The sequence below is a fragment of the Nostoc sp. genome (assembly GCF_036917755.1).
In the GTDB taxonomy this organism is placed as follows: Bacteria; Cyanobacteriota; Cyanobacteriia; order Cyanobacteriales; family Nostocaceae; genus Nostoc.
Window position 1 is genome coordinate 1 of record NZ_JBALFC010000146.1, and the last position, 12450, is coordinate 12450.

13 protein-coding genes and 1 pseudogene are annotated in these 12450 nt (G+C 41.7%); 11 read left to right on the forward strand and 3 right to left on the reverse strand.

Annotated elements, in window-relative coordinates; genetic code table 11:
- Positions 1-49: 49 nt before the first annotated feature.
- The gene (locus V7L05_RS31075) at positions 50-856 is read left to right on the forward strand and encodes an alpha/beta hydrolase (RefSeq protein WP_335170004.1); all 807 of its coding nucleotides are present in this window, start codon (positions 50-52) and stop codon (positions 854-856) included.
- Positions 857-1109: 253 nt separating this feature from the next.
- Here the strand turns inward: V7L05_RS31075 and V7L05_RS31080 are convergent, their stop codons facing one another.
- Positions 1110-2090, reverse strand: a complete 981-nt coding sequence (locus V7L05_RS31080) for an aldo/keto reductase (protein ID WP_335170005.1) — start codon at positions 2088-2090, stop codon at positions 1110-1112.
- Positions 2091-2546: 456 nt separating this feature from the next.
- Here V7L05_RS31080 and V7L05_RS31085 point away from each other — a divergent pair, with 456 nt between their 5' ends.
- The 4 genes from V7L05_RS31085 to V7L05_RS31100 all read left to right on the forward strand — a co-directional run bounded on the left by V7L05_RS31085 (position 2547) and on the right by V7L05_RS31100 (position 4667).
- Positions 2547-2807, forward strand: a complete 261-nt coding sequence (locus tag V7L05_RS31085) for a DUF2281 domain-containing protein (RefSeq protein ID WP_335170007.1) — start codon at positions 2547-2549, stop codon at positions 2805-2807.
- A complete protein-coding gene (locus tag V7L05_RS31090) occupies positions 2804-3214 on the forward strand; it encodes a type II toxin-antitoxin system VapC family toxin (protein WP_335170008.1) in 411 nt (136 codons plus the stop codon). Before V7L05_RS31085 ends, V7L05_RS31090 begins: the two co-directional genes overlap by 4 nt.
- A gap of 108 nt (positions 3215-3322) precedes the next feature.
- Positions 3323-3940, forward strand: coding sequence for a Uma2 family endonuclease (locus V7L05_RS31095; protein WP_335170010.1), 618 nt, complete (start codon positions 3323-3325; stop codon positions 3938-3940).
- A 139-nt stretch (positions 3941-4079) separates the two neighbouring features.
- Positions 4080-4667, forward strand: coding sequence for a Uma2 family endonuclease (locus tag V7L05_RS31100; RefSeq protein WP_335170012.1), 588 nt, complete (start codon positions 4080-4082; stop codon positions 4665-4667).
- 128 nt (positions 4668-4795) lie between these two features.
- Here V7L05_RS31100 and V7L05_RS31105 read toward each other — a convergent pair whose 3' ends face one another.
- Positions 4796-5239, reverse strand: a complete 444-nt coding sequence (locus V7L05_RS31105; protein ID WP_335170014.1) for a DUF29 domain-containing protein — start codon at positions 5237-5239, stop codon at positions 4796-4798.
- A 148-nt stretch (positions 5240-5387) separates the two neighbouring features.
- On the opposite strand from V7L05_RS31105, the gene V7L05_RS31110 reads away from it, so the two are divergent.
- The 3 genes from V7L05_RS31110 (at position 5388) to V7L05_RS31120 (ending at position 7539) form a co-directional block, all read left to right on the forward strand.
- Positions 5388-6569 (forward strand): DUF58 domain-containing protein, encoded by a 1182-nt coding sequence (locus V7L05_RS31110; protein ID WP_335170016.1) that lies wholly within the window; start codon positions 5388-5390, stop codon positions 6567-6569.
- 215 nt (positions 6570-6784) lie between these two features.
- On the forward strand, positions 6785-7150 hold the full coding sequence (locus V7L05_RS31115; RefSeq protein ID WP_334785402.1) for a ferredoxin thioredoxin reductase catalytic beta subunit: 366 nt from the start codon (positions 6785-6787) through the stop codon (positions 7148-7150).
- Complete coding sequence (locus V7L05_RS31120; RefSeq protein WP_335170017.1) at positions 7147-7539, forward strand: DUF309 domain-containing protein; 393 nt, start codon at positions 7147-7149, stop codon at positions 7537-7539. The genes V7L05_RS31115 and V7L05_RS31120 overlap by 4 nt, the downstream gene beginning before the upstream one ends.
- Before the next feature lie 116 nt (positions 7540-7655).
- Here V7L05_RS31120 and V7L05_RS31125 read toward each other — a convergent pair.
- Positions 7656-8900 (reverse strand): annotated as a pseudogene (locus V7L05_RS31125) (IS4 family transposase); the annotation flags it as partial.
- Positions 8901-9424: 524 nt separating this feature from the next.
- On the opposite strand from V7L05_RS31125, the gene V7L05_RS31130 reads away from it, so the two are divergent.
- From V7L05_RS31130 to V7L05_RS31140, 3 genes are all read left to right on the forward strand, one after another.
- Positions 9425-9922, forward strand: a complete 498-nt coding sequence (locus V7L05_RS31130) for an LptA/OstA family protein (protein ID WP_335170019.1) — start codon at positions 9425-9427, stop codon at positions 9920-9922.
- Between the two features lie 30 nt (positions 9923-9952).
- A complete protein-coding gene (gene lptB, locus V7L05_RS31135; RefSeq protein WP_335170021.1) occupies positions 9953-10681 on the forward strand; it encodes an LPS export ABC transporter ATP-binding protein in 729 nt (242 codons plus the stop codon).
- 336 nt (positions 10682-11017) lie between these two features.
- A complete protein-coding gene (locus V7L05_RS31140) occupies positions 11018-12133 on the forward strand; it encodes an LptF/LptG family permease (protein ID WP_335170023.1) in 1116 nt (371 codons plus the stop codon).
- Positions 12134-12450: the final 317 nt, after the last annotated feature.

Genomic DNA, 12450 nt, shown 5'->3' on the forward strand with positions numbered 1-12450 from the left:
ACAATTTTTGACCGGAAGTCGATGGAGTAAGCTCTCATTGTCGTAATTAATGCACCAATTATTATTGTACCTCATTTACCCGCAATCTGCTGTATTTTTTGCTGGATATGTATATTTTAGAGCAGATAGTATGATTTTTTTATCTCAACCTTCTAGCTATCAAGATAATCCCGGAATTATTAAGTTAAAAAGTGGCAAAAATACGAATATTTCAGCTACATACTTATTCAATAATCAAGCTAAATATACTGTTCTTTATTCTCATGGTAATTCCGAAGATTTAGGAGATATCAAAGAGATACTCCAAAAATTACACGCCTGGGGTTTTAGTGTCTTTGCTTATGATTATCGCGGTTATGGTACGAGTCAAGGAAAGCCGACAGAAAGGGGAGCATATGAAGATATCAATAGCGCTTACAATTATTTGACCCAAAATTTAAAAATACCACCTGAAAGAATTATACTTTTGGGGCGTTCGGTTGGCGGTGGTTCTGCGGTAAATTTAGCAAGACGAAAACCAGTCGCTGGTTTAATTATTGAAAGTTCATTTATTTCCGCTTTTCAAGTAATAGTACCTTTTCGGATTTTACCTTTTGATAAATTTCCCAATTTGGACAATATCAAAAACGTAAAATGTCCAATATTGGTAATTCATGGAAAAGCAGATGATATCATTCCTTTTGCTCATGGACAAAAGTTGTTCAATGCTGCAATATCCCCAAAACTTTATTTGTGGGTTGAAAAGGCAAATCATAATGATTTATTTTGGGTAGATGAAGAAAAGTATCAGAAAACTTTGCAAGAGTTTACTAACCTTGTAAAGGCAAATCAGCAATTATCCCGTCAATCTAATTAAAGATAAAATATGAACTCTGGTTTCTAGTGAGTACTTTAGTACTCAGGGTAAGGATTTTCAGCACTAAAAAGCTTACTACAAAGGGTTGTTTATTTATACCTAAACCTCGTCCATTGGGAGCATCTCAATGAGTGTAAAAAGCCTTGTAAAACCTCACCCCAACCCTCTCCTTGGTAAGGAGAGGGAGCAAGAATCTTGTTTTTCATCTGGTATATTTGCACTCAGTGAGATGCTCCCCGTCCATTTTGAAATTTTACTTAGTTTGAAAGATATTTTGTACCATTTTTTTGTCTGCATTCGCCGCCGCCCCATCCAACTCTGCAATCTCACTGGCGTCTAATTGCCAACCCAATGCACCAATATTCTCCCTCGCCTGTTCCACGCTCTTTGCTCCAGGGATGGGAATGGTTCCTTTACAGATGCACCAATTAATTGCTACCTGTGACATAGTTTTGTTTCTGGACTGTGCCACCTCTTGCAAACATGCCAAAAGCGATCGCATTCCTGGTAATATCTGCCTAAACAGCAGACCTCGGATACCTTTGGGTAGACGTCCTTGCTCAGAGTATTTTCCTGTCAGTAATCCCAAAGCCAGAGGGCTGTAGGCAATCAATTTAATTCGCAACTCATCACAAAGGTCTTTGAGCTTTAGTTGGGTGACAGGATATGTAGACAACAAAGAGTATTGAACTTGGAGAGTTGTAATAGAAACGCCTCGTTCAGCAAACTTTTTGTGCACTTGCTTAAGGCGTTTAGGCCCATAATTGGATAATCCCACTCCCTTGACCAGTCCTTGCTCATACACATCGGCAAGACCATCTAACAGCCCTTCCTCTTGCCAAGGGGCATAATTCGCTGTAGACCAGTGCATCTGTACCAAATCTACGTTTCTTCCCAGGCGTTGAGCAGATGTCTTGCAAGCTCTTACCATTGATTGACGTGTCCATCTCCACGGGTAAGCAGCAAGCTTAGTAGCAATACAAATATTTTCTTTGCCTGAACCTAGATATTCTCGGTTGAATCGTCCCAGAAGTAACTCACTCCGACCATTCAATCTCCCAGTTCCGTAAGAATCACCTGTATCAAATAAAGTCACATCGTTGCTTACACAAAGGTTAAAGACGGCTTGCAACTGGTCATCCATACTTTCGTCATATCCCCAAAGCAGTTGGTTGCCCCAGGCCCAAGTGCCACAGCCCATGCTTGGAAGGGAGAGTTTTTGGAGAGTCTGCATCTTTGCTCTCTGTAGATTGCCTTATTCATTATCAGGCATATAGCAGGTATTAACGCGCGAGTTGCATGATTAGCAGGCAAATAGGGAGAACCTTCTAGCACTGGTGTTGCCTATTTTGTTTTAAAAATTTACAAAGGTTTGGGACGTTTCCCAAAGTAGGCTCGCTACTTTCTTATTAGGCAAACAAAGCCCAAGCACATATATTTTTAGTCGGTTGCTAAAAGAGCGATTAGCACCAACCATTAAAATATTGTCGGATTTGCAAGGAGCCAAGCTTTTTGAGGAAGGTGAGAACGAGGAAAGCGAATAATAATGAAGTCACTGAAGCTCAAGGCTAGCCAGTTAAAGATTTTTACAGAAAGCGATGTCTACGACGGGCTGTTCGGTGACGCTCTTACCGTACATTTATTCAAATCCTTGAGTCAAAATAAAGAGGACTGAAAAAGGATTATTCTCATGACTATTCGTGAAACTGCGATCGCAAAATTGCAGCAACTTTCCGAACCACTCCTGCAAGAAGTGACCGATTTCATTGATTTTGTTATCCACAAACATCAACTTAAAATTGCTGACAGTCAGCCTGATGAAACGCTTGTAGGAAAATGGTCACAATGGTTTGAGGCTGTAGATTCTCTAGACGTATCTCCACCTGAACCAGTCAGCAACTATCAGCAACTCCTACTCAACAAGTATCGGCAACAAGGGTTAGAGCTATGATCCTGTGCGATGCAGGAGTCTTATTGTGTTTAGTTGATCCCACTCAGCCTCAGCACAATGCTTATAAAATTGCAGTAATACGTTTGGCAAAGCCTCTCGTCACAACTTGGTCATGCCTGACAGAAGCCATGTATCTTGCCCTGCATCGTGGCGGCTGGCAAATGCAAAAACAGTTGGGGCAACTTCTTTTAGATAAACTGCTGACTGTTTACGAGATTCAGGAGAGTGATTACAGCCGTTTGTTGGCACTGATGGAACAATACCGCGATCGCCCAATGGATTTAGCAGATGCAACGTTGGTTTTGAGGGCTGAAAAGATAGGGTATCGTCAAATTCTCACCCTCGATTCTGATTTCTTGTTTTATCGAATTGGTCATCAAGACACCTTTGAAATCATTTCAGTCTGAAGCAATGAGTAACCAAATCACCGATTGCAATGGAGTAAATCATATAAGGAGCGATCGCAAACAAATCAATTATTTTCAAAGCGTATAATACTCATGCTGACAAAGAGTATGTCACAATTCGGGCAGGGATTGCTAGAGGTGAACGCGATGCTCCCACGACTCGACCGAACTACCGACCAACGCATTGTCCATTATGGGACGTGGGAACAGTTCAAGTTAATTCAAAAGGGTTTTGACGGTTCTCCTGGTGTACGACTATTTTACTATGACGACACAATCGAGATTCTCATGCCGGGACGCGAACATGAAATTTTTGCCAGTGTCATCGGTTATTTAGTAACAACCTTTCTCGTCGAAAAAGGCATTTTCTTTCAGCCAACCCGATCAATGACCCAGGAAAAAGAAGGGGTTGTCTCGGTTCAAGCGGACGAGTCCTACTGCATTGGCAGCGCTAAACCGATTCCAGATTTGTCCATCGAAGTCGTTTTTACCAGTGGTGGTATCAGCAAGTTAGAGCGCTATAAAGCTCTGGGAGTATTGGAAGTCTGGTTTTGGGAAGATGGGCTGTTAACGCTCTATCATCTGCATGACGGCAGCTATGAATGCGTTGATCGCAGCCAACTGCCCGGACTCAATGACCTCAATTTGGATTTACTGAGGCGCTACATTTTGATGGCTGAGACTGATGCTGGAGAAGCTATTAGAGCATTTCGTCGGGAGATTTAACGCGTAGGCAAGCTTCGCTAACGCAAAATTGCAGCAACTTTCCGAACCACTCCTACAATTGTTATCCACAAACACCAAGTTAAAATTGTTCAAGTAAATCCCGACACGCTGGCTTGGTTCCAATCTCAAGGCGAGGATTATGAAAAATGTTGGGTTGACACCAGGAAAAATTACAGTTCCAGAAAGCACGACTCTAGAGGAGTTTTTAAAACTTCCATATATTGAAGAGTCACCTGCTTGGGAATATATTAATGGAGAGGTAATTCAGAAACCTATGGGAGGAGCTAAACACAGCTTATTGCAAAAACGTTTAGTTGCAGTAATTGATGGGTTGGGCAGTAACTACGAAGCCTTTCTCAAATTGCGCTGTACCTGCGGTAATCGTTCAGTAGTTCCTGATGTGGTCGTTATCTCTATCAATCAACTACCACTGGATGAAAGCGGTGAGATTATTAGCAGTGGTATTGATTTTGCACCCGCTTGGGTAATAGAAATTCTTTCCCCTGCTCAAAGTCAAACTAAAGTTACTGGCAATATTTTACACTGTTTGAGAAATGGCAGCCAGCTAGGATGGTTGATTGATCCAAGTGAACGCTGCATTTTAGTTTATCAACCTAATTCTTTACCAGATTTATTAGCAGGAAAAGATATATTACCAGTGTTAGAAGATTTGAATTTGATACTCTCTGTTGATGAAGTTTTTGCTTGGTTACATCGGAAAAATTGACATTATTCCTTTAGTACTGAAAGGGGAATTTTTATGACTATTTGGGACATTGCGTAGGCGTAGCCCGTCGTAGTCATCGCCTCTCGGTGCTGCTTTCATTTCACCAAAATCAGATAAGACTGATATATTTAAGGTAAATAATTTTCATCTAATAATTGTACAACAGTGTAAGGACACTTTTCTATAAAAATAGTTAAATCGGTTTTAATTTTCACAAAATCAACTGCACTTTGATAAATCTTCTCTAAATCATCCTGTAACTTATTTATTAAATTCGTCGTTAAATGATTATTTAAGTCATATCTAAAGGTTTGAATTTCTCCAATCGAATGACGATAGTTTCTCTCATATTCTACCTGCCAATATTGGAGTAATAATATATGAATAATAATTTGCCTTAAAAGACTTTTAGCTGTAGCTAAATCTCTTTTTCCCAAACTGATTAATTCCTCAATTAAGTTTTCTAAATCAAGTTGGTTAAACTGTTTTTGTTTTAATAATTCAATAGTTTTTTCTAACCATAAATTTTCATCGGTTTCATAGAGTTGTTTTAAGTTGGTAGTAATTGTCATATTTTTACCTTATACCTACGTTCCATAATTTAATCATATTGATGGAGAGACATTCATAAACCAAGTTCTAGAGCGGTTTCGATAAGGATATCAGGCGCAACCCCTGAAACACTGTGAATTTCGGGTGGTATTGGGTTAAAAAAGAAACATGAAAATCCTCAAACCCATCACCAATTGGTTAGAAATCCGTGCTTGTGCCCCTTCTTATGGCGGTTGGATACTAGCAGTAACCGCTATTTGTTTTTTTGGCGCAGGTATCAATACGATGGCTGGTTGGCTGTATGCCATTAGCGGCATCAGTTTTGCCCTTTTGGGTGTAGCAGCCATCTTACCGCCGCGATCGCTCACAGGTCTATCCATCACCCGCCGTCCCATGCAGCCGGTGTCAGCCGGCGATGATCTAACAGTGGAATTAGAAATCTGCAATCAGACACAGCACCCAGTAAGCTTATTGAAAGTCGAGGATATGCTGCCCTTCGTCTTGGGGAAACCAGTACAAAAGGCAATCGAAACAATTCTTAGCCAAGGTAGTTACCGTTGGGTATATTACCACCCTACCCAGCGCCGGGGCGTCTATCGCTGGCACACAGTGGAATTGGGTTCTGGTGCGCCTTTGGGATTATTTTGGTGTCGTCGTCAGCGTGATTGTGCTGCAATGGCGATCGTCTATCCCACAGTGTTACCCTTGGCTACTTGCCCCTTAGTGGATGAAATGGGGCAAGAAGAGAGCAAAAAAGGCGATGCCCGTGGTAGACCCTTGCAGACAGCGACAACGGGGCTGGTGCGATCGCTCCGTCCCTACCGCATTGGCGATCCTACTCGTCTGATTCACTGGCGGACTAGCGCCCGCTATGGCGAATTAAGGGTGCGGGAATTAGAAATGGTGACAGGTGGACAAGAAATAGTTATTGCCCTTGACAGTGCTAGCAAGTGGGAAGATGAAAACTTTGAACAAGCAGTAATTGCCGCAGCTTCGCTGTACTTTTACGCACAGCAACAGCAATTAGAGGTGCAACTCTGGACAGCATCAACAAATTTAATTAAAGGCGATCGCTTTGTATTAGAAACCTTAGCAGCAACCACAGCCCTAGAAGATGCCAGTTCAGTAGTTCCTAAAAGCTACCCTTTGATTTGGCTGACTCAAAACTCCCTGAGCCTTGCTACTCTTCCTCAAGGCAGTCGTTGGGTTTTGTGGCCAAATATTTCCTCACCAGCAGAACCAGAGGTAATCAATTGGGAACACCCTGGTATAGTTTTGCAAAGCGATGTCTACGACGGGCTACGCCTACGCGCTCTGCAATCCCAACTGCAAAAAACATTACATTCATAAATATTGGGGAGTGGGGAATGGGGAATGGGAAAAAAGCTGCCTCATCCCCTCATCCCCCCACTCCCCACTCCCCACTCCCTACTCCCTATTCCCCCACATATCAGCCTTTGAGCAAAGATAAAACAATTTGAACAGGTAAGGTTGGGGAAATACACCCAGTAATCCTCTAGTGAGGCTGAGGTACAATGCAAAGAAATATTTAAATTATGAGCGACATGATCACATCAGAACATAACACAAAATCCAGCGATAAAAGCCTAGAGGCAATGCGGCATTTTTCCGAACAATACGCCAAGCGTACTGGAACATATTTCTGTTCTGAACCTTCTGTCACCGCAGTTGTGATTGAAGGACTAGCCAAACATAAAGACGATCTAGGTGCGCCCTTATGTCCTTGTCGCCACTACGAAGATAAAGAAGCTGAGGTTCACGCCACATATTGGAACTGTCCTTGTGTACCCATGAGAGAACGCAAAGAGTGCCATTGCATGCTGTTCCTCACTCCTGACAACGAGTTTGCTGGAGAAAAACAAGAAATCTCTCTCGAAACAATTAAAGAAGTACGAGAGAGCATGGGATGAGCGAAATTATGCCCCAAGAGTTTTGGCAAGGCGTAGAACAGTTCAATTCTGGTCAGTTCTATGCCTGTCATGACACTTTAGAGGCTTTGTGGATTGAAGCTAGTGAACCAGAAAAAACCTTTTATCAAGGCATTCTCCAAATTGCTGTAGCACTGTATCATTTGGAGAATCTTAACTGGCGAGGTGCAGTAATTCTACTTGGAGAAGGCGGCAATCGCCTGCGGCGTTACCCATCTAGTTACGGCGGCGTTGATGTCGATGAGCTATTGAGTCAGAGCGCAGTGTTGTTGACAACATTACAAAAAATCGGGCCAGACAAGATTACATCTGGTGATTTGGGTGAAAATCAAGTCTTATCTTTGCCTAGAATTGTGCTAACTACTGATTAGACATCTGGTGAAATTATTTATGCGTTGCGCGAAATCCTTGGTAGGCACAATTCATGAATTGTGCCTACGCCCATCGGTGAGAGGTTAGAGTGATTGCACTTTTGTCAAGAGGGTGCAGGAAAAGGGGATAAATCCAGCTTGGAGACTGGTTTTCGCAGCGCTTTAACAACTCCTAAATCTTGATTCTCTTTTGCAGCGAAGTACTTAATAGGGTCATCCGCCTTACCTTTGTCATAAGCAACACTAAAATGGTACAAACCACGAAATATCATCTCCAAAGAAATGCGGTCAAATGGTAAAGCTAATTCATCAGCTACCGCGTCCCCCAAATCAACTAAAACAGCATAAAATAACCAAGTTGCCCAGACTTGTAGCTTGACACCATTAATAGAACCAGTCCATAAATAAGACAGTCCCAATAAACGTTTAACCACGTAAAAAGCCTCTTCAATTCTCCATCTTCGTCGATATAAATCAGCGACGACGTAGGGAGGTAATCTTTGTGGGTCGAGAACAGAAGTAATATAAGAATAGCTAGTTTTACCAACCTTTATCTCGATTAAACGTAAAGTCAGTACTGGTGCGCCACGACGAGCAGTACCAAGTTGAATCAATCGGTCTTTAAGTAAATGTTCATAGCTAAAAATTTTTAAGTATTTAATAGATGCTTTGGCTTTTAAACGAGTAATAAAATGGACTTCTTGATTAATCAGTTGTTGTAAAAACTGGAAATGATAGAAACCTCTGTCGAGTAAAATTAAAGTCTTAGCAGTCACCAAATTGAGTACCGCCGCTTCAAAATTGGTGTCCGAAGCTGCGGGATTAGTGTGAAACCAAACTTCAACGGGTAAACGAGTAACTAAATCAATAACTGTACAAATCTTACCCACAAGTTGCCCTGTTTTCAAGTCTTCCAAGCTTTTTAGCTTCCGAAATAGAGCCTCCAATGTAGACCCATCAGCTATCCATATTCGTTCAAAATTATCAAGTGAAAACTTTACGCTATCTGGCAATGGTCGCCTGAATCTTTGTTGCCAATTAAATTGCAATTTCGGCAATAAATCTTTAAACGTTCGCTCAAATAATTCCGAAGGAAATACTAAAAATCTTTCTGACAAAGACTGTTGAGCAACTTTAGTAACAGGACACCATAATAAACCTTCTCGTGCTAACAGACGATTCAACTCTTGAACGCCAGGAACTTGTCGCCACAACAGTGTTAATACTGCTGCTACCATTAAAGATAAATTGAGAACTCTGTCTCGTAATCCTAACTGTTTATAATATTTTTGTTGGGCAAAAACTGTTGGGGTTAATAAAGCTTCTAAGTGTTTAGCGTAGGCGTAGCCCGCCGAAGGCATCGCTTCATTATCTATAGTAGGAGTATGATGTCGGTGTGGGTGGTCACAGTTTTGTTTTGGTCGCTTGGGCATGGCGGTAAACCAAATTTTTCATTACCTCGTTTGATAATTGAATTTACCTAAGAATTAAGCCCAGTTTTAACAAAGTTATTCTCTCGTTACAATACCTTTTCATATCTTATTTAAGTTGTCAAAGACGTTAAAGATAATGATAATCAAATAGAGAGGGAAGGAGGCGAGCGACGCTCGCCTCCTTCCCTCTATCCCCTACACGATAATCATTTTCAATAAGGCTATTTTGAGTATTTTAACTGGTTGACAAAATGCACTTTATCTTAACCTGTCACGGATGGCCTACGCCATTTTCACTCCTATGTCAATTACCTGAAACCTTAAGGTTAAGGGTAGCGTCACTATTTCAGCCAGTAGTTATCGGAAATCACTCCAGATTATATATTTCATAGTCTGGATAAAGTACTTGAGATAATTAGAATACAAGCTGAAATCCTGAATCCCAAATTGCTATGATGCCCTGCTATCAATTGCCAATATCACAAATGCGTCGCTTTGGATTAGCTTTAATGCTGCCAGTTGCACTCTTGGGCGCTTTTGTCTTCCCTACCCAACTGCAAACCGCTACTGCACAAACATCTGGAGCAAATCGCCCCCTGACTATCCGCGCTGATGTGCAAGAATATGACGCTAAAAATCAAGTAGTCACCGCTCGTGGTAATGTGCAAATGTTGTATCCGGCTCGCCAGATTCAGGCAACATCTGCCCAAGCACAGTACTTTAGTAAAGAACGCCGAATTGATTTCAGTGGCAACGTCTATATTTTGCAACAGGGCGGTAACAGTATTCGGGCGGAGAAAGTAACCTATTTAATTGACGAAGGGCGATTTGTTGCCTTACCCCAATCCAACCGTCAGGTAGAGTCCATCTACATGGTGCAGGAATCAAATAATAATGGACAAACTGCGACACCTGCGCCAAAGACACCAGTATTCAAGCCTTCTAATTAGCATCTACCATCAAGAAAGGGTGCCTCCAGCGTGAAAATTGTTTTAGAGAATATTCACAAATCTTACGGCAAGCGAGTAATTGTCAATCGTGTCAATCTTTCTGTTGCTCAAGGCGAAGTCGTTGGTTTACTAGGCCCCAATGGGGCTGGTAAAACGACGACCTTTTACATTGCCACAGGTTTAGAAAAACCCAATCAAGGAAAAGTCTGGCTTGGTAATCTGGATGTTACGGGAATGCCAATGCACAAAAGGGCGCGATTGGGTATTGGTTATCTAGCACAAGAACCAAGTGTTTTTCGCCAACTCTCGGTAGAGGATAATATTCTGTTGGTGCTAGAGCAAACTAATGTGCCACGATGGGAGTGGTCAAGACGACTCAAAACTTTACTGCGGGAGTTTCGGTTGGAAAAATTAGCCAATAGTAAAGGAATTCAACTTTCTGGTGGTGAGCGACGGCGAACGGAATTAGCAAGGTCTTTAGCTGCTGGACAAGAAGGGCCAAAATTTTTACTTTTGGATGAACCATTTGCGGGAGTTGATCCGATCGCAGTTTCAGAAATTCAGCAAATTGTCGCACAACTGCGCGATCGCGGCATGGGAATCTTAATTACAGATCATAATGTCCGCGAAACCCTGGCTATCACCGATCGCGCCTACATCATGCGCGAGGGACAAATTCTCGCTTTTGGCGCTGCTGACGAACTCTACAGCAATCCCCTCGTGCGGCAATATTATTTAGGGGATAATTTTCAAGTCTAAATTAACAATTATTTAGTTAATAATTTCAAAGGATTTTTTTATTGTTTATTCTTAAGCATAAATTCCTTAATTAATTTCATTTGATTTTCTCAGCTATTGAGAATTGAAATTTGATGCTAAATACAGTAGATACAGCAGTTTGCAATTAAGTGAGTTACAGAGCCTAGACTTCAAGACCAGATATAAAGACTCCAAACTTCTAACTCCTAACTCCTAACTCCTGCTGTATACTTTGCTTCCCTAAAGTTTGCCAATTTTTAACTTTTCAAGTTGCTTATGATTTCAAAGAAGCTCACGTCTTTCTACAGCCTCCATTCGCTGCTGCCTTTTACGATGATGGATCGCTATCTTGCCAGCGAATTGTTAGCGCCGTTTTTCTTTGGTGTAGGAGCTTTTTCATCACTTGGCGTTACCATTGATGCTGTATTTGATCTCGTCAGAAAAATTGTAGAATCTGGGCTACCTATAGACATTGCTATTCAAGTTTTTTTGTTAAAATTTCCCAACTTTATCGTTTTAGCCTTCCCCATGTCTACGCTGCTGGCTACTTTGATGACCTACAGTCGTCTTTCTAGCGACAGCGAACTAATTGCTCTCCGCAGTTGTGGAGTCAGCGTCTATCGCATGGTGCTAACTGCTGTGATGTTAAGTCTTGTGGTTACAGGAATGACATTTGTGTTTAACGAAGAAATTGCACCAGCAGCAAATTATCAAGCGGCGATGACTCTGGATAAAGCCCTTCAATCAGACAAGCCAACTTTTAAACAGCAAAATATTTTCTATCCTGAATACCAGGATGTTGCCGAGCCGGATGGCTCTAAGAATAGGATATTGACACGCTTGTTTTACGCCGACCAATTTGATGGTAAGCGGATGAAAGGTTTGACGATTATAGACCGCTCAACAAAAGGTCTGAATCAAATTGTGGTATCAGAATCTGCCCAGTGGAATCCTTCTCAAAATGTCTGGGATTTTTACAACGGCACGATCTATTTTGTCGCTGCCGATCGCTCTTATCGCAACATTGTCAGATTTGAACACCAACAGCTGCAACTACCGCGCACGCCATTAAGTCTGGCAGAAAAAAGCCGAGACTATGGTGAGATGAATATTTCTGAAGCACTACAGCAACTAGAAGTGGAAAATCTCGGTGGCGATCGCCAAAAAATTCGTAAACTCGAAGTGCGGATTCAACAAAAAATCTCCTTACCTTTTGTATGTGTAGTTTTTGGTTTAGTCGGTGCAGCAATGGGAAGCATACCCCAGCGAACTGGAAGAGGTACCAGCTTTGGGATTAGTGTCATAGTTATATTTTCGTACTACTTAATTTTCTTTATTAGTGGTGCGATCGCGCAAGCAGGTGTCCTCTCTCCCTTTGTAGGGGCTTGGTTGCCCAACTTTGTTTTTTTGGGAATAGGTCTATTCTTATTGATCCGAGTTGCAAAACGGTAAATTGAGGAAGTGCTACCGTGTACACACAAGTTCTTCAATTACCCGAAACAAAAACCTCACCCTATCCTGACAGACATCCCTCTCCTTACCAAGGAGAGGGACAGGTTTTGCGTAGCAGAACCAGGGTGAGTCTTCTTAAGCTATTCGATAAACCGTAAATTGCGTCCAGAGACAATACGGTTGGGTTAAGCTGCACAGTCCTTCAAGATCCCCCTTAGTCCCCCTTAAAAAGCTATCCATTACCCACATCTTTCTTAACATGAACATTGACAAAAGTAAGAGATTATGCAAGAGGTAAGGAGACGAAAAAATCACCA

Coding starts and splice junctions, on each gene's coding strand:
- V7L05_RS31075 (WP_335170004.1), top strand. CDS start 50: ATGCACCAATTATTATTGTACCTCATTTACCCGCAATCTGCTGTATTT.
- V7L05_RS31080 (WP_335170005.1), bottom strand. CDS start 2,090: ATGCAGACTCTCCAAAAACTCTCCCTTCCAAGCATGGGCTGTGGCACT.
- V7L05_RS31085 (WP_335170007.1), top strand. CDS start 2,547: ATGACTATTCGTGAAACTGCGATCGCAAAATTGCAGCAACTTTCCGAA.
- V7L05_RS31090 (WP_335170008.1), top strand. CDS start 2,804: ATGATCCTGTGCGATGCAGGAGTCTTATTGTGTTTAGTTGATCCCACT.
- V7L05_RS31095 (WP_335170010.1), top strand. CDS start 3,323: ATGTCACAATTCGGGCAGGGATTGCTAGAGGTGAACGCGATGCTCCCA.
- V7L05_RS31100 (WP_335170012.1), top strand. CDS start 4,080: ATGAAAAATGTTGGGTTGACACCAGGAAAAATTACAGTTCCAGAAAGC.
- V7L05_RS31105 (WP_335170014.1), bottom strand. CDS start 5,239: ATGACAATTACTACCAACTTAAAACAACTCTATGAAACCGATGAAAAT.
- V7L05_RS31110 (WP_335170016.1), top strand. CDS start 5,388: ATGAAAATCCTCAAACCCATCACCAATTGGTTAGAAATCCGTGCTTGT.
- V7L05_RS31115 (WP_334785402.1), top strand. CDS start 6,785: ATGATCACATCAGAACATAACACAAAATCCAGCGATAAAAGCCTAGAG.
- V7L05_RS31120 (WP_335170017.1), top strand. CDS start 7,147: ATGAGCGAAATTATGCCCCAAGAGTTTTGGCAAGGCGTAGAACAGTTC.
- V7L05_RS31130 (WP_335170019.1), top strand. CDS start 9,425: ATGATGCCCTGCTATCAATTGCCAATATCACAAATGCGTCGCTTTGGA.
- V7L05_RS31140 (WP_335170023.1), top strand. CDS start 11,018: ATGGATCGCTATCTTGCCAGCGAATTGTTAGCGCCGTTTTTCTTTGGT.